This window comes from Acinetobacter sp. S4400-12 (assembly GCF_024129495.1).
GTDB lineage: Bacteria > Pseudomonadota > Gammaproteobacteria > Pseudomonadales > Moraxellaceae > Acinetobacter > Acinetobacter lwoffii_C.
Map to the genome: position 1 here is coordinate 47,376 of NZ_JAMXYB010000001.1, position 20,150 is coordinate 67,525.

Below are 20,150 nucleotides of genomic sequence, written 5' to 3' on the forward strand. Positions count from 1 at the left end.
AAACTAGGGCTTGATCAGGCCATAGCGCATGGCTAAGTGGGTCAGTTTAACATCACTGTCAATATTGAGCTTTTCAAAAATACGGTAACGGTAAGTATTGACAGTTTTAACGCTGACAAAGAGTTTATCGGCAATTTCCTGCGCGCTAATACAATTGACCACCATCATCGCCACCTGCATTTCCCGTTCAGAGAGCGCATCAAAAGGCGATTGCTGAGTATCTGACAGATATGAGCTGGCCAGCTGCTCGGCAATATCGGCACTAAAATATTTACCGCCCTGCATTACCTTGTTGATGGCACGAACCATTTCCAGTACAGGAGCACCTTTGGTGATGTAGCCTTTGGCCCCAGCTTTAAGTAACAGGGAAGGATAAGGTTCTTCTGCCAGACCACTGACTGCCAGTACTTTGGTGTCAGGTGCAGTTTGCAGCAAACGACGTGTGGTTTCTACCCCACCAATCCCGGGCATATTCACATCCAGCAGAACGACATTAGGATGATGTTGACGGACCAGCGTAATTGCTTCTTCACCTGATTCAGCTTGTCCAATGACCTGGACATCCGCATGGTCTTCCAGCATTCTGCAAATCCCAGTACGTACTAATTCATGATCGTCCACAACCAACACTGTGATCACCTAGTCTCTCCCTCTGTTAAAAAACTCATTTTTTTGTTACATAAAGCAAAATAAGCTTGCAATGAAACTACAAAATTAGCAATCCTATTTGCAAGATTAAATCTGAAACTTATCACATAGTGTCCAGAACAAAAAATGTTCTGCATTGTGTTCAAATGTAAGGCATATTAGAGGTAATACGCAAATCAATCTTACCTCTGGTTAGTTGAGTGAAGAAATAGTGAAGAAAATAAACAAGTCTTTGATGCAGGTATTGGGACTTTCTACGTTGCTCAGCATAAGTTCGATAAGCTTTGCTGAAATCATTATGCGTTCCGGTACGGCAGAGGGCGGAGCCAGTAGTATCAGCTGGTCTTCAGATGAAGTAAACCAGCTGCTGAATGACGACTTTAGTGTGGCTGCAGAAGAGCCTAGCCCGGCAGGCTCAGCGACCATCACCACTACCTTGCGTCAGGGTGGGAGTGTTCAGCCGGCTGTAAAAAGTCCTCGGATTCTGGATACCAATCATAATATTAGCCAGCCTAGCGTGAATGCGCGTGCGGCCTTGGTCATGGATGCTCAAACCGGGGAGGTGCTTTATAGTAAAAACACCAATACGGCTCTTCCAATTGCTTCGATTACCAAGCTGATGACTGCTGTGGTCATTTCAGATGCGCGTTTGAATATGTCTGAACAAATTACCTTGCAGCAAGCTGACTTTTCCTGTTCAGGCTGTAAAAGCTCCAGCTCGTCTTTAAGAGCGGGGGACAGCATGAACCGCGCCGAAGCTTTGCTATTTGCCTTGATGAAGTCAGAGAATCCGGCTGCGGCAGCCTTGGCACGTACCTATCCGGGTGGTCGTAGTGCATTTGTTGCGGCAATGAACAGCAAGGCCAAAGAGCTGGGCATGTACTCAACCCGCTTTTTAGAATCCACCGGCTTGCATCCTGGAAATATTGCCTCTGCGCGTGACCTCGGCATTCTGGTGAATACCGCTTCACAATATGGACTGATCCGTCAGTTCTCGACTACACCAAGCTATGATTTCAATCTGGGTTATCGCGTTTTGAAGTCAAACAATACCAATGCGCTGGTGCGTAATGGTGGCTGGAATATCAATATTTCTAAAACCGGCTTCATTAATGAAGCAGGACGCTGTGTGGTAATGCATACCACTTTGAACAACCGTCCGGTTGCAGTGGTCCTGTTGGGTGCAAACAGCTCCCAGGCACGTACCAATGATGCTACCCGTCTGATGACCTGGGTAAGCAGTTTACCAAAACGGATCTAAAGCTTGGCTATTTCTGAAGCTCGAACCTGTGATAAGTTAAACCTCAGATTAAACGGTCCAGCAATAAAAAACCCTGCCTGTGCAGGGTTTTTTTATTTATTTTATTTAATTACATATTAGACAGAATCGAATCACGAACCTGGTCTAATGTAGCATCAATCGACAGCATCACCGCATCAGCACACTGCTTGATTGCGGTATCTGGGTCTTTCAGGCCATTACCAGTCACTGTGCAGACAATCACAGAACCTTCAGCAATTTTACCTGCCTTGATGTCACGGATTGCACCACCAATAGACGCAGCAGAAGCAGGCTCTACAAATACGCCTTCATACATAGAAAGTAAACGCTGTGCTTCAAGAATTTCTGCATCTTCCAGTTCGTCGAACCAGCCCTGAGAATCACGTACGACTGCTTTGGCATGGTTCCAGCTTTGTGGATTACCGATACGGATTGCTGTTGCAACCGTTTCAGGATCAGCAACAGGTGCACCACGCAGGAATGGAGCTGCCCCAGAAGCCTGGTAGCCTACCATAGTCGGCAAGCCTGCCGGTTTTGGACCTGTGAACTGATCCGTTTCAGCATCATAAATCACTTGCTCAAACTGATCTGCAGGCTGGTTGGCAACGGCTTCGGTATAGCCCATCCAGTGCGCGGTAATATTACCCGCATTACCGACTGGCAGGCAGTGGTAGTCAGGTGCACGGCCCAGTTCATCGACAATTTCATAAGCAATCGTTTTCTGGCCCTGTAAACGGTACGGGTTAATCGAGTTAACGATGGTTACTGGGGCTTTATCGGCAATTTCTTTGACCAGACGCATACCGTCATCGAAGTTACCGCGGATTTGCATGGTAATCGCACCATACATCATGGCTTGCGCCATTTTACCCATGGCAATTTTGCCTTCCGGGATTAATACAAAGGCTTTCATGCCAGCACGGGCTGCATAAGCAGCAGCGGCAGCAGAGGTATTCCCTGTAGAAGCACAAATAATGGCTTTTGAACCTTCTTCAGCAGCTTTTGTGACTGCCATGGTCATACCACGGTCTTTAAATGAACCAGTCGGGTTTAAGCCCTCGTACTTCACATAAATTTCAACATTTTTGCCAATAATGCGTGGAATATTCTCAAGCTTAATCAGTGGCGTATTACCTTCACCCAAAGAAATGGCTTTAGTAGTTGCAGACACTGGTAAGCGGTCGCGATAGCGGTCAACTAAACCAGTATAACGATTGGCATTCGACATGATGATGTTCCAATTGTGTGTAGAGCTTGGCGAGAGGAGAGGCTCCTCCCAACCCGATTAGTTATCCAACGATTCTAAACGAATTCGTACGATTTCGCCATGAATAGCAGGAAGCGCTTGAATTTGTTTTAAGGCGTCATCCATTTTTGCTTCCTTGACTGGATCAGTCAGGATCACGATTGGAATCAGGTCTTTTAAGCGTGACTGTTGCAAGATGGCATCAATACTGATTCCAGCACGACTTAAAATCGTGGTGACATCAGCCAGTACACCCATCTGGTCTTCGGCATTGATCCGGATGTAATAGCCAGTAGTCATTTCTTCACGGCTTAAAATCGGCAGATCGGTCAGATTTTCAAAAGCCAGTTGCGGAATGGTACCCGCACCATCTTCGGTATAGGAAATATCCCGTACAATATCAACAACGTCTGCGATCACCGCAGATGCAGTTGGGCCTGCGCCCGCACCAGCACCATAATAGAGCGTTGGGCCTACTGCATTGGCATGTACCAGTACCGCATTCTTCACGCCATTGACATTGGCCAGCAGTTCTTCTTTTGGAATCAGGGTTGGATGCACACGCAGCTCAACCCCGGCTTCTGTACGACGTGCAATCCCGAGGTGTTTGATACGAAAGCCCAGGTCTTCAGCATACTTGACGTCTTGCGCCGTGATTTTGCTGATTCCTTCAGTAAAAACCTTGTCAAACTGGAGCGGAATACCAAATGCACATGAAGCAAGAATTGTCAGTTTATGTGCGGCATCAATCCCTTCTACGTCAAAGGTCGGATCAGCTTCAGCATAACCGAGTTCTTGCGCCTCTTTAAGTACGTCGGCAAAGGCACGACCTTTTTCCCGCATTTCACTTAAAATGAAGTTGCCTGTCCCGTTAATAATACCTGCTAACCAGTCAATTTTATTGGCAGCCAGACCTTCACGAATCACTTTGATAATCGGAATGCCACCAGCAACCGCAGCTTCATAGGCAATTTGTACGGCATTGTCTTCAGCTGCTTTAAAGAGTTCATTCCCATGTTCAGCCAAGAGGGCTTTGTTGGCTGTGACAATATGCTTGCCATGTTTCATGGCCTCCATGATGACCTCATAGGCAGGGTGGATACCGCCCATGACTTCCACCACCACATCGACATCAGGTTGACGGACAATGTCCAGCAAATCAGCACTCTGCTTGACTGATTCAGGCAAGTCCAGGTCAGTACGTGGGCGACGCGTACCGACATGGGTAATTTGAATTTCACGACCGGTGCGACGTTTAATCTCAGCAGCATTTTCTTTTAATAGTTTAAGGGCACCACCACCCACAGTACCAAGACCGAGGATTGCCAGACGAACTGGTTTCACGTCACACTCCAAATATAAACAGTTTTTACGACTCTAGATCATAGCTAAAAAAAACGCCTGACTCTAGGGTCATTCCAGAATATATTTATCTATAAAATAAAGTAAAATAACTCATGATAATTAGTTATTTAAGCCGCTTTAATAACTCGGATGTACTCATATAGCCCCCGAGATAAACCCCTTCAGCACTGTATACGCCCGGTGTACCATTGACGCCCATATTCAGACCCATCTGATATTGGTCTTTCACAGGGTTCTGACAGGATGCCGATGGAATCTGTCCGCCTGCAATGGCTTGATCAAAAGCGGCATGACGGTCTTTGCTACACCAGATGGCTTCCATGGCTGGCATATGCTGCTCTCCACGTGGCCAGGCAATATAACGCACCTCAATGCCTTTGCTGTTCATTTCATCCATCTGCTCATGGAATTTATGACAATACGGGCAGCTGACATCGGTAAATACATAAATCACGTGCTTGGTTTTGGTCTTGGCAGGATAGACCAGCAGATCTTTGGTTTCCAGTTCGGCCAGGATTTTTTGATTGACGCCGGCTTGCAGGTTTTCACTGACATTGTAGAGCTGCTTGCTTCCAAGACGGATGACATCGCCCTGAATCAGGTATTTGCCGTCATTTGTTACATATACTGGCGCCATCCCTTCTAAACTGACCCAGGACAGATTAGGAACTTCAGTGGCTTTAATATCTGTGATCTTGGCACTGATACCTGCGGTTTTAAAATGCTTTTCAAGCGTTGAAAGCAGACGCTGCTGTGCATTACGCTCACTCAGGGTAGAGGCTTCGCCCGTCGCTGGTGCACTTGCGGTCAGATTGTCCTGCTTTTTTTGTTCATTGTCGGAATTGGAACATGCACTGAGTCCTAAACCGCTAGCAAGTACACATGCGATAAAAAGTTTGGTATGGGCAAATGTCATAAATAACCCTTTTTTTTCTTGGTCTAAAAACAGAGCAGTAGCATAACAAAAAAAGACCAGAACACGTCAAACTTCTTGGTTTTTCTGTTTACAGCTGTGTCTAGGCCCGTGGATGGTGAGTGGCATGTAATTGCTGCATACGGATCTGCGCGACATGGGTATAAATCTGGGTGGTCGACAAGTCGCTATGCCCCAGCAGCATTTGCACCACCCGCAAGTCTGCACCATGATTGAGTAAATGGGTGGCAAAGGCATGGCGCAACGTATGCGGCGATAGCTCAGCCTGAATTCCGGCCTGCAAAGCATAGCGCTTAATTGCATACCAGAAGTTTTGCCTGCTCATGATCCCGCCATGCTGGGTCAGAAACAGGTAATCGGTAGCCGTCTTATAGAGTTGTGGACGGGCATCTTGCAGATAGGTTTCGACCCATTCACAGGCCACTTGTCCCATCGGCACTAGACGCTCTTTATTGCCTTTGCCGACAATACGTAAATAGCCCTGTTTCAGGTTAATCAGCTCGAGACGCAGGTTAATCAGTTCGGTGACCCGTAAACCGCAAGCATACAAAACCTCAAACATGGCCCGATCGCGCAGACCTAAAGCAGTATTGGTATCGGGTGCATGAATTAAGGCTTCAACATCGGCTTCGGATAGATCTTGGGGCAAGGCTCGACCTAATTTAGGGGTTTTATGGCCAGCAACCGGATTATCATTTCTGAGTTTCTGTTCACGTAGAAATTTATAAAAAGAACGCAAGGCAGATAAGCAGCGCGCAATCGAACGCGGACTTTTTTGCTGTTTGGTGAGTGCCACCAAAACCTCGGAAATATCGTCATGTGTCCATTCTGGTAAAGGTTTGGCGAGACAGTCGGCACACTGTAGCAGATCGGACAGATAGGCATTACGCGTATGTGGACTGACGGTCTGCGCAATCAGATAATCCCGGAAACTTTGTAAAAAGCTATATTGATCAGGAATCTGCACAGGCGCAGGAATACGGGGTTTTTTATTCAGCATGATGGCGAGGGTCGTAGTTTAAACTTTGATAATTCTGACGCTTATGCTGCACTGTAGTTTAATTTTACTGGTGTGTCGATGTCATCGCATAATAAATCGAAAAGTAATGAATCTTATTTGTTAATTATTCTCATTTGTTTGTATACTGTGCGAAAGGGTTTAGGAATTTTCACGGTGCGTTTGTCAGACTTAAAAGCAAAACAGACCGCCATCATTCGAAAAGTCAATCGAACGATGGACAGTCAGCAAGCCTCTCATGATGTGGTTGCAAACCGCTTGGAGACTTTAGGCTTTATACCGGGCACACAGGTTCAAGTGATTACCAAAGGTATTTTCGGAGGAGACCCGATCCTGATTCAGGTCGGCTTTACACGTTTTGCTTTACGTAAATCGGAAGCAGCTAAAATTGAAATTGAGCAGGGAGTTTCAGCATGAGTGATACTTTGCGTGTTGCGCTTGTTGGAAATCCGAACTGCGGTAAAACTTCATTATTCAATCACTTAACTGGGTCACGTCAAAAAGTCGGCAACTATGCCGGGGTAACAGTTGAGCGTAAGGTTGGAAATTTTCAGCTAGCTTCAGGTCAGGCGGTACGTGTCTTAGATTTACCTGGTACCTATAGTCTGGATGCCACCAGTCCGGATGAAGAAATTACCCGTAACGTGGTACAGGGGAAAATTGCTGAAGAAGCGCATCAGGCTGCCTTTTTATGTGTGGTAGATGCAACTAACCTGAAACTGCATCTGGGACTGGTTCTGGAAATGATCGCGCTTGGCCGGCCAATGTTGGTCGTGCTGAACATGATGGACGAAGCACGCCGTCGTGGGATGCAGATCAATACCCAGAAATTGTCTGAACGTCTGGGGGTGCCGGTGGTTGAAACGGTTGCCGTACGTAATTCAGGAATTGAAAACCTGAAAAATGCGCTGGAGCAGGGTAAGTTTTCCGCACCCCAGACAGAACTAAGTGGTTTAAGTGGTGAGAGCCATCAACAGGTTGCGACCATTTTGAAAGATGTGGTCAACTATGTGGATCAGGAAGATAAGCGCACCGACTTTCTGGACAAGATTTTCCTGCATCCAGTTCTGGGCCTGCTCAGCCTGGCCCTCATGATGTTTGTAGTGTTTCAGGCGGTTTTTGCCTGGGCTGCACCTTTCATGGATGGAATTGAAGCATTCTTCGGCTGGCTGGGCGAATTTCTGGGCGCCTATATTGCTCATCCGCTACTGAATAGCCTGGTGGTGGATGGGATTATTGCGGGTGCCGGCGGGGTCATCGTGTTCCTGCCACAGATTCTGATTCTGTTTTTCTTTATTTTGGTGCTAGAAGAATCCGGGTATCTGCCACGCGCAGCTTTTCTGCTGGATAAACTCATGTTTAAGGCCGGTCTTTCCGGCCGTGCTTTTATTCCCTTGTTATCTAGCTTTGCCTGCGCCGTCCCGGGGATTATGGCTTCACGCACCATTAGTGATCCGCGTGACCGTCTCACCACCATCTTTGTTGCACCATTGATGACCTGTTCGGCACGTTTGCCGGTATATGCACTGCTGATTGCGGCGTTTATTCCTGAACAAACGGTAGGGGGCTTTATGAACCTGCAAGGGCTGGTGCTATTTGCCCTGTATATGGCGGGGATTCTGAGCGCACTGGCGGTATCCTTTGTACTGAAATTTTTCTATAAAGATAAATCTCAGCACATGCTGTTGATGGAGCTGCCCAGCTACCGTTTTCCTGACCTGAAAAACGTCTGGATCGGTTTAGTAGACCGCGGCAAAATCTTCTTGAAACGCGTGGGCGGTATCATCTTTGCGCTGTCCGTGGTGCTCTGGTTCCTGTGTACTTTCCCGCAACCACCAGCAGATGCAACCCTACCTGCGATTGATTATTCCTTTGCCGGAATGCTGGGTCATGTGCTGCAACCGATTTTTGCGCCACTGGGCTTTAACTGGCAGATCTGTATTGCCCTGATTCCGGCCATGGCAGCGCGTGAAGTTGTCGTTGCCGCCTTGGGGACAGTCTATGCCTTGTCGGCAGTGGATGAAGATGCGATGTCTGAGGGACTGGTCTCGCTGATCAGTAGCGGTGGAGACTTGGGCTGGTCATTGGCAACCGGTTTATCCTTACTGGTCTGGTTTATCTATGCACCACACTGTCTGGCTACCCTGGCGACGGTTAAACGTGAAACCGGTTCCTGGAAAACGGTCAGTATCATGACTATTTACCTGTTTGGTCTGGCATATTTCATGTCATTCCTGACCTACCAAATCGCTTCACATTATTTTGGCTAAATCGGATCGGGCATATGCTCGAAATGCTTGAGCTTATGATGCGAAGGGGAGACTGAAATGATTGAGATTTTAATTGTAGCGGTACTGGTGCTCTGGAGCACGCTGGTGGTGTTTAAGAAAGTATTTCCGAATACGTCGCGCTCGTTTTTTCAGAAACTGTCGGATGCCTGTGCAACCAAAGGCTGGGAACGTCTGGCCAAGTGGCTGCAACCTGCAATGGCCAGTGGTTGTGGCAACTGTGCCTGCCCGGTATCTGAACAAGCTAAGCACAACAAGCCTGATGCCCAGGCGGTCAAATGGAAATAAAGCCGCTATTGTTGTAGATTTCAAAAAACCGTCATGCGCATGACGGTTTTTTTACGCACTGACACAAAAAATACCGTAGAAAGTCAAAACAGAAAAAGCATTCAAAACAGCAAAGTGCTACCATTTCGTCAGTTTTAAAATAGACCAGAAAATGGGGTAAAAATGTTAATACAACGTGGTGGACTTAAAGTCGTTGCAGGACTCGGAATTTCAGGTGTTGCAGCCGTCAACTTCTTACATGGCCAAGGCTACCGCGTTGCAGTAACAGATTCGAGAACGACTCCGCCTGGGCATGACCAGATTCCGGCTGAGGTACAGACCAGCTTTGGTCATTTTGACCAGGAACTTTTACTGTCGGCTGAAGAAATCATTATCAGTCCGGGACTTGATCCAAAACTTGCGGAAATCCAGGCTGCAATTGCACAGGGTATTCCGGTGGTGAGTGAAATCCAGATTTTACGCCGTGCAACTAACAAGCCTATAGTAGCAATTACCGGCTCCAATGCAAAAAGTACCGTTACCACGCTGATTGGCCTCATGGCAGTTGATGCCGGTAAAAAGGTGGCTGTAGGAGGCAATCTTGGCCGTCCGGCATTGGACCTGATCCAAGATGATCCTGAGCTGTATATCCTTGAATTGTCCAGCTTCCAGCTTGAAACTACCTCCAATTTAAATGCTGAAGTGGCGGTGGTTTTAAATATGAGTGAAGATCATCTGGACCGTCATGGTGACATGATGGGCTATCACGCTGCCAAGCACCGTATTTTTCAGGGGGCAAAAAAAGTGGTGTTTAACCGCGATGATGCTCTGACGCGTCCGCTGGTTCCGGATACCACCCCCATGCAAAGTTTTGGCCTGAATGCACCCGATATGAATCAGTACGGTATTCTCAAAGAGACAGATGGCACCATCTGGCTGGCGCGTGGCCGTGAACGTTTGCTGAAAAGCTCCCAGATGTATCTGCAGGGGACACATAACATTGCCAATGCCTTGGCGTGTCTGGTTTTGGGAGAGGCGATCGGTCTGCCGCTGGAGAGCATGCTTGAAACGCTTCAAACCTTTAAAGGCTTAGAGCATCGCTGTGAGTTCGTCAAAGAGGTGCATGGGGTACGTTATTATAATGACTCTAAGGGCACCAATATTGGCGCCACGCAGGCTGCCCTAGACGGACTGGGGGCGGCGATTGAAGTTCAGGGCGGTAAAGTAGCCATCATTTTAGGGGGGCAAGGCAAAGGACAGGACTTTAAAGCCCTGCGAGATTCCTTATCCCAATATGCCAAGGTTGCGGTGCTGATTGGAGAAGATCGTCCTCTGATTGAAGAGGCGATTGCCGGCACCACTGAGTTGCTACATGCTGATAATTTGCAGCAGGCGGTTGAAATCTGTCAAAAGCACACTCAGGCTCATGATGTCGTGTTATTGTCTCCTGCATGTGCAAGCTTTGACATGTTCTCGGGCTATCCGGAGCGTGGTCGCAAATTTGTAACCTATGTGAATGAACTCAATGAAGAATAATAAGGATTGGTGCTATGGCTGAGTTTGCTCAGACTACGATCAATAAATTAAACCGCTTATATGATCAGTGGGTGCCAAAACTGCCGGTAGATGTCAATGCACGGAATGTGCTGATTTTCTCGGTGCTGGCCTTGCTGTGTATTGGCTCGATCATGGTGGCTTCCGCCTCGATGCCGTATGCCGAGCGTATTCATGAAAATGCCTTTCATTATGTGATCCGGCACGGGATTTCGATTGTTGCTGCGCTTGTGGCTGCCTATCTGGCTTATAAAGTCCCGCTAAAGATGTGGTTTAACAATACCTTCTTCTTGTGGATAGTCACCATTGTGCTGCTGGTCGCGGTACTTTTTATCGGGACTGAAGTCAATGGTTCCAAACGCTGGATCAGGCTGGCCGGCTTTACCTTGCAGGCCTCTGAAGTTGCCAAGGTCATGATGGCCATTTTTACAGCCGACTATGTGGTACGTCGTGCAGAAGAAGTTCGGAATAATATTAAAGGGCTGATTCGCTTGAGTGCCATCATGGGGGCCACGGTTGGTCTAATTATTCTGGAGCCTGATCTTGGGGCAACGGTGGTGATTACCCTGACTATGCTAGGTGTCTTCTTTCTGGCGGGTGCGCCCTGGATTCAGTTTGGGGTAGCATTGATGACCTTGTTGGGGGTATTTGCCGTTGCAATTGCATGGGAGCCGTATCGTTTACAGCGTTTACTGTCTTTCTCCAACCCTTGGGAAGATCCACTCGGTACTGGTTATCAGCTGTCGAATGCCCTGATGGCATTTGGTCGCGGCGAATGGTCAGGCGTTGGCCTGGGTCATAGTATCCAGAAAATGTCGTATCTGCCTGAGGCACATACCGACTTTATGCTGGCAATTCTGGGTGAGGAATTTGGTTTTCTGGGCATTGCCACCATTCTGCTTTTATCCTTTACCATGCTGGTCTGCTGCATCCGGATTGGGCATCGTGCCTTGCAGCATCAGTATTTGCGTGCCGGCTATCTCGCCTATGGCATCAGTATTATTTTCCTGCTGCAAATTCTGGTCAATGCCGGCATGAATATGGGGCTGTTACCGACCAAAGGCTTGACCCTGCCATTTATCAGTTATGGCGGTTCATCTTTGATTATCTGTGCAGTGATGATCAGCTTGATTTTGAAAATTGACGCTACTACCCAGCAAGTCAATCCAAGCCGCGAAGAATCAAGCTTCTAGACTGGACTGACGCTGTGGATCAGGCTGGGCATGGTCAAGTACTGTGCTCGGCATGACCGTACCGCAATTCAAACAGCGTACAAAAGCACTTTTCGCCTTGGACAGCGGAATTAGGGGAATAAAAAACAGAGAAAAATAATTGCGCTGCTGCTTTAGTTCATAGGTTGAGCGCGTTCGGCAGACCGGGCAGAGAAACTGGCTTTTCTCAATTACCTTGGTTTTCGGTCCTATCCCAAAAATAAAAAACATCCTGATCTTCCTTTTTGAGCTTTGTTCTTGTTGTTAGCTTAAGTCAAACCTGATTTTTATACATAGTGACCTTGTAGCTGTGTTGTATGAGGAATTCGTGCAATATCCCACTGGGCCACGGCCTGCTCCAGCATACGTGCAGGGCGGTCCATGTCAACCGGCAGCTGACCCAAGGCCTGAAGTGCCTGTTTCAAGAGCAGGGGAGCCTGCTGGAGATTCAGTGCTTGTGCCAGATTTTGCTTGGACAGTTTCTGCCCCTGATCATTCATGGCTAAAGGCAGATGCAGATAGCTCAAGCGCGGATAGCCCAGTAACTGCCCCAGATAAATCTGGCGTTCAGTATTGTCTAACAGATCAGCACCACGCACCACATGGGTCATGCCTTGCAAATAATCGTCCACCACCACAGCCAGTTGATAGTTGATAATCCCGTCACGGCGTTTCAGGACAAAATCCCCGAGGTCCTTTTTTAGTTCTGAACAGTGCCGGCCTTGTAGACGGTCGTCAAAGCAGATGGTGACATCTTCAACCTTGAGGCGGATTGCCTGATGCTCAAACGCCAGACCCAAGTCACGGCAGGTATCCTGATAGATATGGTTGGAGCCGAGCATTTTACGGGTGCATTGGCAGGCATAAACCTGTCCTTGCTGACGGAGTTGCTGAATGACTTTTTCATAAAGCTCAAGACGATCTTTCTGAAAAATGATGGCGCTATCTGGCTCAAATTCAAAAGCGTCCAGCGCGCGCAGGATATGCGCTTCACTGCCCGGATAAATACGCGGAATGTCGGTATCTTCAATCCGCACCAGCCAGCGGCCCTGATGGGCTTTGGCATCACAATAGCTGGCCACCCCTGTAATAAGGGAGCCAAAATGCAAAGGGCCGGTTGGCGATGGCGCGAACCGGCCCACATAAGCCATCCTGTTATCCCCCTCCCTGATTAAGGGAGGGGTTAGGGGAGGATTATTGGAGAACATCATTAACCGTTGTTTTGCTTCTCTTTGATTTCTGCCAGAGTTTTGCAGTCAATACATAAAGTTGCAGTTGGACGGGCTTCCAGACGGCGTAAACCGATTTCGATACCGCAAGTTTCGCAGAAACCGTAGTCATCGTTCTGGATCGCTTCAATCGACTGTTCGATTTTGCGGATCAGCTTACGCTCGCGGTCACGGGTACGCAGCTCGATTGCAAACTCTTCTTCTTGCGTTGCGCGGTCATTCACATCAGGAAGGGCCGTATTTTCATCCTGCATGGTATTTAAAGTACGGTCAACTTCTGACATCAGCTCAGCTTTCCATGCCATCAAAATTTGACGGAAGTGTCCAAGCTGGCCTTCAGACATATATTCTTCATTTTTTTTAGGTTGATAAGGTTCAATACCAAATAAGCTAGCAGTAGAACCACCCTCAGTCGTTTTCGGCTTAGATTTACGTACTCGCTTGGTAGCTTTCCCTTCTACAAGATCGGTTTGTTGGTCTAAGACTTGATTTTGGTTGTCATTCGCCATTTAGGGCATTCCTCATCATATGCGTATATACGTACGCAAAAAATATGGTGATATGCAATTTTTTATCCACCCTGAAGAAGGATTATCCTTCTATGGGGGTCGTCATCATATAGACTTTTTATACGCTTTAATAGTCTTTGATGTATGGATTATAACTATCACACTTCCTTCGGTTGCATTAAGGTAAAGCAAAAAAATTAAATTGGAAAGTTAATAACCTGAAATTTCAGTATTAATATTTTGCTCACTGAAGGCAATCCGCTGCACATGGGTCTCAAACCCGCCATTCTGGTACAAATGTACTACCCGATAGCCCGGTGCGGCCTGATCTAGCGCAAAATTTTCACTTCTGGGTTTGAACTGCACACTGGTGGAGGGCGCCGATAAAAAAGCTACGCCTTGCCACGCATGACAGGAGTCCTGATGCACATGGCCAAACAGTACCAGTTTGACATTTTGATGGCGGGCAATCACCTGTTTCAGACTATCTGCATTTTTCAGACGGTGCTGGTCTATCCAGCGCGATTGCATGGCAAAAGGATGATGATGACAGGCAATTACAATATGTTGCGTCCGATGCTCGGTTAGAAGTTGATCCAGCTGATCCAGCTGGGCCTGCTCAATCCAGCCATCCACCTGATCTGCCACGGCACTGTTTAATAGGATCAGGGACCATGTTCCCAGACGGATGGCATGGGCCTCATCTGTATTACGGTAAAACGGAAAATAGCGGGCATCATCATGATTGCCTGGAATCTGGTAATACGGCACATTCAGGGCCTGAATCGACTGAAGATAGCGGGCATAGGTGTCTGCGACCGGCACCTGAGCCAAGTCACCGGTATGAATCAAGGCATCCATTTGTGGAAAATGGGTTTGGATATGTTGCATGACCTGCTGGAAGCTGTACTCCGGATTAATCTGGGCAAAGCTCAGGTCTGGCTGGTCCATTAAATGGGTGTCGGTAATCTGGATCAGGGTCCAGTCTTGTACGCTTTCACTCTCAAATTGGGCTAGATTTGTCATGTCTGCCCCCTTAAATATATCTGGGCAGTATGGATATGCATTTGCAGCCATTGTAAGGCCATAATGACTGGGGCATTTTTTAAGCGGCCATTGCTGAGTAATTCGGCAAGATCTGTATAGTCCAGAATATGCAGCTGGATATTTTCTCCTTCATCCGGCATACCGAAAATACCGCCCTTTTCAGGCAGTACACTTTCAGCTACATACAAATGAAACAGCTCAGAACAGGCTCCGGCAGAAGGATAGAAGCTAAAAATATGTTGTAAATGCTCAATACTACAGCCTGATTCTTCCAGTGCTTCACGGTGAATACACTGTTCCGGCGCTTCATCACCATCGAGTACGCCGGCAATGATTTCCAGTTGCCAGGGCGAATCGGCATCATCCAGCCCACCAATACGAAACTGTTCGATCAGGGCAAATTTTTGCTGCTGGTCGTTATAAATCAGGACGCCGGCGGCTTCTGGGCGATGAATCAACTCACGCTGCAAAACTGGTGTCTGGGCTGCTTGATGAAAAAGGCGATGGCGCAGGCTGACTTTTTCAACCTGAATAAATCCCCGATATAAAAATTCCCGCGCTTCTATACTAAAGTCGTTTTTATTGTAAGAAGCCTGTTTAATAATATTCATAAGCTCAGAAAAGATGAAATACTTACGTTTTCATCCTATCTGAGATTTTTATGAAGACAACTGTTTTTTTTGAAGTTTATAGCTTGTGGTATAGTTTTTGACCAGTGCTATGGAACTCATTTTTCATCTGGGTCAGTCCAGACTCAATCTCTGCTTGGCCAGCTGCTTGCTGACTGGCATAGTCACGAACATTCTGGGTGATTTTCATTGAACAGAACTTTGGACCACACATTGAGCAGAAATGCGCTGATTTATGCGCCTGTTTGGGCATGGTTTCATCATGCATACTGCGCGCGGTATCCGGATCCAGACTCAGGTTAAACTGATCTTCCCAACGGAATTCAAAACGTGCCTTGGACAAGGCATTATCGCGGGCTTGAGCACCTGGATGACCTTTGGCCAGATCGGCTGCATGCGCTGCAATTTTGTAGGTAATAATGCCATCTTTGACATCTTTCTTGTTCGGCAGGCCCAAATGCTCTTTGGGGGTCACATAGCATAGCATCGCCGTACCGTACCAGCCAATCATGGCCGCGCCAATTGCTGAGGTAATATGGTCATAGCCTGGTGCAATATCGGTGGTTAAAGGCCCTAAGGTATAAAAAGGCGCTTCTTTACAGACTTCGAGCTGCAGGTCCATATTCTCCTTGATCATATGCATAGGAACATGGCCCGGGCCTTCAATCATGACCTGTACATCATGTTTCCAGGCACGGTGAGTCAGCTCTCCCAAGGTTCTCAGCTCGGCAAATTGAGCTTCGTCATTGGCATCTTGAATACAACCAGGGCGCAGGCCATCTCCCAGACTAAAGGAGACATCATAGGCCTTCATGATTTCACAGATCTCATCGAAATGGGTATAGAGGAAGTTTTCCTGATGATGGGCCAGACACCACTGCGCCATGATTGAACCACCGCGAGATACGATACCGGTTAAGCGATTTGCCGTCAGCGGTACATATCTCAAAAGCACGCCAGCATGAATGGTGAAATAGTCCACACCCTGTTCGGCCTGTTCAATCAGGGTATCTTTAAAGATCTCCCAAGTCAGGTCTTCAGCCACGCCGTTGACTTTTTCCAGTGCCTGATAGATTGGTACGGTTCCGATCGGCACTGGAGAGTTACGGATAATCCATTCACGGGTTTCATGGATATTCTGTCCGGTGGACAGGTCCATAATCGTATCTGCCCCCCAGCGTGTCGCCCAGGTCATTTTCGAGACTTCTTCTTCAATACTCGAACCGAGTGCAGAGTTGCCGATATTGGCATTGATTTTCACCAAAAAATTACGTCCGATAATCATCGGCTCGAGTTCCGGATGATTAATATTGGCCGGAATGATTGCACGGCCTTCCGCCACTTCTTGACGGACAAACTCCGGAGTAATTTCGGTGAGATTTTTTGCTCCAAAGTTTTGTCCCGGATGCTGGCGCATATCCACGTCTTCAAGCTGACGCAGATTTTCCCGAATCGCGATATATTCCATTTCCGGCGTAATGATGCCCTGTTTGGCATAATGCATCTGGGTCACGTTCTGGCCAGCTTTGGCACGGCGCGGTTTTTGAATATGGGCAAAACGGATTTCGGCTGTGCGGATGTCACGTAAACGCTGGCGGCCAAATTCAGAACTCAGCTGATCTAGCACTTCTGTATCATTACGCTGCTTGATCCATGGCTCACGTACATTCGGCAAGCCTTTATTCAGATCAATCGCCACATTGGGATCTGTATACACACCCGAGGTGTCATACACCATCAAAGGGGGATTGCTTTCATTGCCAGTACGGGTTGGGGTTTCACTTAAAGAGATTTCCCGCATGGGAACTTGAATATCGGGACGTGAGCCTTGTAAATAGACTTTACGTGATGCTGGCAGAATACGGGTCAGGTCGCGAGCTTCCTGTTCATGCTGGCTTAGGGGAGTTTCAGAAGAAAGATTCGTTAACTGGTTCATTGTCATGATCCTTATGAATGACATCAACGAATCAAGCACGACCAAAAACGTGGGCGGTATTATCCTGTGCAGGATAAAAAAGGCTGGGGTTTTTAGATGGCTTGATTCCTACGCAGGTTTTAACCTGATCAGGTTCAACGGTACTCATGTTCACTGCCAGTCGAGGATTGGCATTACATGATCTCAGCGAGGGACTACTCGCGCTCCGTCAAGCGAAGCTTAATCTTAGCGCAGTTGGTGTCTAAAAAGTAGCTTTAAATCAATGGCTGCAACTTTGAACAACAGAAGCTATTTTTATGTAACCGACCCTAAAGACAAATGGCATCTCGAAAGCAGTTTTTTTCATAATTCTGCGAGGGCGGGCTGATCTGGGCATAATATAAAATCTGTTCGGCCTCGGAACGGTTACGATAGTTTTCCGGCAGCGCCTGCTGACGCTGTTCAGCACTCATGTCTAAAAACTCCAGAAATAATCGTGCCTGCGCAGACAGCGTCGATTTCTGACCACGTGACAAACCGATAATGGTTTCCAGATGACTGGTATCCACGCTATAACGGTCCCGATAATCTGCAGACACTGGAGAGGCTTCAGTGCCGCGGAACAAGAAGTAGGTATATTGTTTAAGGAGGTATTTCGCGTCCTGTGTATAGCTGCTCTGCGGGTAGGTCTGGAGATAGTCTTCCCAGAACAGGCCACGTGCGGCAATATCTGCTGCCTCAATCTGGAGCCGGTTGTTGATCAGGACCGGTTCGGCATTCTGTTCTGCCAGATTCTCAATAAAGGTTTTTTCAGGCGCGGGTAAATAAGGGGCAAAAATACGCGCCAGATATTCCGGACTGCGGCGATAATGCAGCTGACCATCTCCAAGATCCAGCAATTCTACATAGGCTTGCCCTTTATGTTTTAACAGGTACTGGTCACGCGAGGTCAGCTGTTCAAAATGACTCTGCTGAATGGTCGGATGCTGGGCCATTTCCAGAGAATATTGCTCAAAGGCGCGTTGCTGGAATTCGCTACGTTCAACATTTAAAAAGCGCTGATACATCTCGGTTGAATGTTGCATCAGGTGTTTCTGCTCGGCCAGTTCCATCAGTGGCAGACACACTTTCAGGTCCTGATTAATCTGCTCCAGCGCAAAGGTGGTGCGCTGATCATTAATCTGGGCCATATTTTTTTCAATATTCTGGCACATGAGCGTAAAATCATGTTCCGGACTCAGCGTGGCTTTAAGCTCCGCCTGTTCAATTTCAAGCTGCGGTTCTGAAGGCTGCTGACATGCTCCTACGAACAGCAAACTGCTTAAAACTAAACCATATTTGAATATTGACTGGAATCGCGTTAACACTATGTTTACGTACTCTTTGCGGTGAAAATCAGAAATGACTGCTTTAGCGGGAATTCTATTGTATAGATCAAATTAAAATACTATGTTTAGTATTGTGAACGGCTTTGTTAAGCGGATGTGAAGGATTCTGAAAGTTGAAGGAATCTTGAATAAAATCGTCGTTCTATATTAAAAACTTAATAAAAGTTATACGTAATCATTCAAAAGAAATCTTTAGTATTCTGGGGAGCAGAAAGGCCTGGAATTGGATAGTTTTAAGGGCGGTTAGGGGTAAAGACGAATAAAATGAAATTAAAACTCATTGTGAGTGCCTGTTTATGCTGTGCAAGTTTTGAGCTTTGGGCACTGGATTTACTTGATGCCTATCAGCGCGCCCAACAAAATGATCCCAACTGGCAGGCCAATGTCTTGCAGTATCAGGCCGATCAGCTGAATCTCGGAATTGCCAGCGGGAATTTACTGCCGACTGTTACACTTTCAGGCAATCTCAGCCGTAAAAACCAGTCTGTTAATCACTCGCAGATTGAGGGGCTTCCTGCCGATTTTGGCGAGTTACAGGGGGCTAGTACCACCAGCCGCCAGATTGCAGTTACTGCACGGCAGGCTTTATTTCGCTGGGATGCATGGCAGGGCTATAAGCAGGTCAAAACCTCGGTAGAGCTGAGTGAAGTCAATTTACGCCTGCAAAAACAGCAGCATATTTTACAGGTCGCTGAAGCCTATTTTAATGTCCTGCGCCAACAATCCCTGACCATGGCCTATTTGCAGGAAGAACAGGCTCTGTTAGAACAGTTGGGCATCATGACGGCCAAGCTCAAAGAGGGGCTGGTGGCCCGCAGTGATGTCAGTGAAGCCAATGCCCAATATCAGAGTGCTCAGGCCAACCGGATTTCAACCCAGGTACAGCTGGTGCTGGCTCAGGAACAGCTGGCTCAACTGATTGGGCCTTATCGCGAGAATCTGGCTGTGTTGCGGGAAGATTTCCAGTTCCAGAAGCCCATTCCGGAGAGCATTGATGCCTGGATTGATCTGGCTCAGCACCAGAACCTGGGAATTCTGCAAGCGCGTCTGCAAAAACGTTATTCTGAAGATGCCAAGCGGGTAGAACAGGCAGCCCTTTATCCACAAGTCGAGGCGGTAGGAACTTATGGCTATTTAAAACAAACCCCTGAAACTGTGCTGTCGAGCAATGGCGATTTTGACCAGATCGGCCTCGAAGTAAACTGGAATCTGTTTAGCGGTGGCCGCACCCAGAAAAGCATCCGCCAGGCCAGTGTCAATGTACAGAAAAGTGCCTCCCAGCTGGAGGCTGCCATGCGTAAGGCCCATACCGAGGTGAAGCAGTCTTATTTACAGGTAGAAACCGATCAGGCCAAACTCAAGGCCCGTCAGGCTGCGATGGAGTCCTCGGAAATGGTCTCACGCGCATCCCGTGCCCAATATGAGGAAGGCTTAAAAGCCATGGTTGATATCTTATTGGCCCAGCGTAATGCTTTCTCGGCCAAAACCGATTATCTGAATGCCAAATATGACTATGTGCTGCATGTCCTGCAATTACAGGCATCGGTCGGGCAACTGACAGAAAAACAGCTGGCAGAAATCAATGCCTGGCTCGTGGAGTATCCTTAGGCTCTGTTGATA

19 protein-coding genes and 1 riboswitch are annotated in these 20,150 nt (G+C 47.5%); of the genes, 7 read left to right on the plus strand and 12 right to left on the minus strand.

Going from position 1 to position 20,150, the window contains the following annotated elements; genetic code table 11:
* Positions 1 to 3: 3 nt before the first annotated feature.
* Positions 4 to 639, minus strand: coding sequence for a response regulator (locus NI461_RS00205; RefSeq protein ID WP_151204052.1), 636 nt, complete (start codon positions 637 to 639; stop codon positions 4 to 6).
* 220 nt (positions 640 to 859) lie between these two features.
* Between NI461_RS00205 and NI461_RS00210 the strand changes: the two genes are divergently transcribed.
* Positions 860 to 1,909, plus strand: a complete 1,050-nt coding sequence (locus tag NI461_RS00210) for a serine hydrolase (protein WP_151204051.1) — start codon at positions 860 to 862, stop codon at positions 1,907 to 1,909.
* Positions 1,910 to 2,018: 109 nt separating this feature from the next.
* Here the strand turns inward: NI461_RS00210 and thrC are convergent, their stop codons facing one another.
* The 4 genes from thrC to xerD form a co-directional block, all read right to left on the minus strand.
* On the minus strand, positions 2,019 to 3,158 hold the full coding sequence (gene thrC, locus NI461_RS00215; protein ID WP_151204050.1) for a threonine synthase: 1,140 nt from the start codon (positions 3,156 to 3,158) through the stop codon (positions 2,019 to 2,021).
* 57 nt (positions 3,159 to 3,215) lie between these two features.
* The gene (locus NI461_RS00220; RefSeq protein ID WP_151204049.1) at positions 3,216 to 4,520 is read right to left on the minus strand and encodes a homoserine dehydrogenase; all 1,305 of its coding nucleotides are present in this window, start codon (positions 4,518 to 4,520) and stop codon (positions 3,216 to 3,218) included.
* Between the two features lie 124 nt (positions 4,521 to 4,644).
* On the minus strand, positions 4,645 to 5,457 hold the full coding sequence (locus NI461_RS00225; RefSeq protein ID WP_253156042.1) for a DsbC family protein: 813 nt from the start codon (positions 5,455 to 5,457) through the stop codon (positions 4,645 to 4,647).
* Between the two features lie 100 nt (positions 5,458 to 5,557).
* The gene (gene xerD / locus NI461_RS00230; protein WP_253156043.1) at positions 5,558 to 6,475 is read right to left on the minus strand and encodes a site-specific tyrosine recombinase XerD; all 918 of its coding nucleotides are present in this window, start codon (positions 6,473 to 6,475) and stop codon (positions 5,558 to 5,560) included.
* A gap of 174 nt (positions 6,476 to 6,649) precedes the next feature.
* Here xerD and NI461_RS00235 point away from each other — a divergent pair, with 174 nt between their 5' ends.
* The 5 genes from NI461_RS00235 (at position 6,650) to ftsW (ending at position 11,795) form a co-directional block, all read left to right on the plus strand.
* Entirely contained in the window at positions 6,650 to 6,910 is a 261-nt protein-coding gene (locus tag NI461_RS00235; RefSeq protein ID WP_151204046.1) for a FeoA family protein, read from the plus strand.
* Positions 6,907 to 8,763: a ferrous iron transporter B gene (locus tag NI461_RS00240; RefSeq protein ID WP_253156044.1), complete on the plus strand. Its 1,857-nt coding sequence runs from the start codon at positions 6,907 to 6,909 to the stop codon at positions 8,761 to 8,763. Before NI461_RS00235 ends, NI461_RS00240 begins: the two co-directional genes overlap by 4 nt.
* Positions 8,764 to 8,820: 57 nt before the next feature.
* Positions 8,821 to 9,069, plus strand: coding sequence for a DUF6587 family protein (locus tag NI461_RS00245; RefSeq protein WP_174660378.1), 249 nt, complete (start codon positions 8,821 to 8,823; stop codon positions 9,067 to 9,069).
* Between the two features lie 162 nt (positions 9,070 to 9,231).
* On the plus strand, positions 9,232 to 10,584 hold the full coding sequence (gene murD / locus NI461_RS00250) for a UDP-N-acetylmuramoyl-L-alanine--D-glutamate ligase (protein ID WP_253156052.1): 1,353 nt from the start codon (positions 9,232 to 9,234) through the stop codon (positions 10,582 to 10,584).
* A gap of 14 nt (positions 10,585 to 10,598) precedes the next feature.
* Positions 10,599 to 11,795 carry a putative lipid II flippase FtsW gene (gene ftsW, locus NI461_RS00255; protein WP_151204042.1) on the plus strand — a complete coding sequence of 399 codons (1,197 nt, stop codon included), beginning with the start codon at positions 10,599 to 10,601 and terminating at the stop codon, positions 11,793 to 11,795.
* Here ftsW and NI461_RS00260 read toward each other — a convergent pair.
* From NI461_RS00260 to NI461_RS00290, 7 genes are all read right to left on the minus strand, one after another.
* A complete protein-coding gene (locus tag NI461_RS00260) occupies positions 11,784 to 12,044 on the minus strand; it encodes a zinc ribbon domain-containing protein (protein WP_253156054.1) in 261 nt (86 codons plus the stop codon). The two genes, ftsW and NI461_RS00260, sit on opposite strands and share 12 nt — an antisense overlap.
* A 56-nt stretch (positions 12,045 to 12,100) precedes the next feature.
* Complete coding sequence (gluQRS, locus tag NI461_RS00265; RefSeq protein WP_253156291.1) at positions 12,101 to 13,021, minus strand: tRNA glutamyl-Q(34) synthetase GluQRS; 921 nt, start codon at positions 13,019 to 13,021, stop codon at positions 12,101 to 12,103.
* A 2-nt stretch (positions 13,022 to 13,023) separates the two neighbouring features.
* Positions 13,024 to 13,551, minus strand: coding sequence for an RNA polymerase-binding protein DksA (dksA, locus tag NI461_RS00270; RefSeq protein WP_151204039.1), 528 nt, complete (start codon positions 13,549 to 13,551; stop codon positions 13,024 to 13,026).
* Positions 13,552 to 13,761: 210 nt separating this feature from the next.
* Positions 13,762 to 14,577, minus strand: coding sequence for a 3',5'-cyclic-AMP phosphodiesterase (gene cpdA, locus NI461_RS00275; protein ID WP_253156056.1), 816 nt, complete (start codon positions 14,575 to 14,577; stop codon positions 13,762 to 13,764).
* Positions 14,574 to 15,209 (minus strand): NUDIX domain-containing protein, encoded by a 636-nt coding sequence (locus tag NI461_RS00280; protein WP_253156058.1) that lies wholly within the window; start codon positions 15,207 to 15,209, stop codon positions 14,574 to 14,576. Before NI461_RS00280 ends, cpdA begins: the two co-directional genes overlap by 4 nt.
* A gap of 76 nt (positions 15,210 to 15,285) precedes the next feature.
* Entirely contained in the window at positions 15,286 to 17,163 is a 1,878-nt protein-coding gene (gene thiC, locus NI461_RS00285) for a phosphomethylpyrimidine synthase ThiC (RefSeq protein ID WP_253156060.1), read from the minus strand.
* 88 nt (positions 17,164 to 17,251) lie between these two features.
* Positions 17,252 to 17,381, minus strand: a riboswitch (TPP riboswitch).
* Positions 17,382 to 17,471: 90 nt separating this feature from the next.
* On the minus strand, positions 17,472 to 18,509 hold the full coding sequence (locus NI461_RS00290; RefSeq protein ID WP_253156062.1) for a hypothetical protein: 1,038 nt from the start codon (positions 18,507 to 18,509) through the stop codon (positions 17,472 to 17,474).
* Positions 18,510 to 18,794: 285 nt separating this feature from the next.
* On the opposite strand from NI461_RS00290, the gene NI461_RS00295 reads away from it, so the two are divergent.
* Entirely contained in the window at positions 18,795 to 20,138 is a 1,344-nt protein-coding gene (locus NI461_RS00295; protein WP_253156064.1) for a TolC family outer membrane protein, read from the plus strand.
* The last annotated feature ends 12 nt before the right edge of the window (positions 20,139 to 20,150 follow it).

Bases quoted from the DNA above. Each gene is read 5' to 3' on its own strand.
- thrC (WP_151204050.1), bottom strand. From the start codon at position 3,158: ATGTCGAATGCCAATCGTTATACTGGTTTAGTTGACCGCTATCGCGAC.
- NI461_RS00225 (WP_253156042.1), bottom strand. From the start codon at position 5,457: ATGACATTTGCCCATACCAAACTTTTTATCGCATGTGTACTTGCTAGC.
- xerD (WP_253156043.1), bottom strand. From the start codon at position 6,475: ATGCTGAATAAAAAACCCCGTATTCCTGCGCCTGTGCAGATTCCTGAT.
- NI461_RS00240 (WP_253156044.1), top strand. From the start codon at position 6,907: ATGAGTGATACTTTGCGTGTTGCGCTTGTTGGAAATCCGAACTGCGGT.
- NI461_RS00245 (WP_174660378.1), top strand. From the start codon at position 8,821: ATGATTGAGATTTTAATTGTAGCGGTACTGGTGCTCTGGAGCACGCTG.
- murD (WP_253156052.1), top strand. From the start codon at position 9,232: ATGTTAATACAACGTGGTGGACTTAAAGTCGTTGCAGGACTCGGAATT.
- ftsW (WP_151204042.1), top strand. From the start codon at position 10,599: ATGGCTGAGTTTGCTCAGACTACGATCAATAAATTAAACCGCTTATAT.
- NI461_RS00260 (WP_253156054.1), bottom strand. From the start codon at position 12,044: ATGTTTTTTATTTTTGGGATAGGACCGAAAACCAAGGTAATTGAGAAA.
- gluQRS (WP_253156291.1), bottom strand. From the start codon at position 13,021: ATGTTCTCCAATAATCCTCCCCTAACCCCTCCCTTAATCAGGGAGGGG.
- dksA (WP_151204039.1), bottom strand. From the start codon at position 13,551: ATGGCGAATGACAACCAAAATCAAGTCTTAGACCAACAAACCGATCTT.
- cpdA (WP_253156056.1), bottom strand. From the start codon at position 14,577: ATGACAAATCTAGCCCAATTTGAGAGTGAAAGCGTACAAGACTGGACC.
- NI461_RS00280 (WP_253156058.1), bottom strand. From the start codon at position 15,209: ATGAATATTATTAAACAGGCTTCTTACAATAAAAACGACTTTAGTATA.
- thiC (WP_253156060.1), bottom strand. From the start codon at position 17,163: ATGAACCAGTTAACGAATCTTTCTTCTGAAACTCCCCTAAGCCAGCAT.
- NI461_RS00295 (WP_253156064.1), top strand. From the start codon at position 18,795: ATGAAATTAAAACTCATTGTGAGTGCCTGTTTATGCTGTGCAAGTTTT.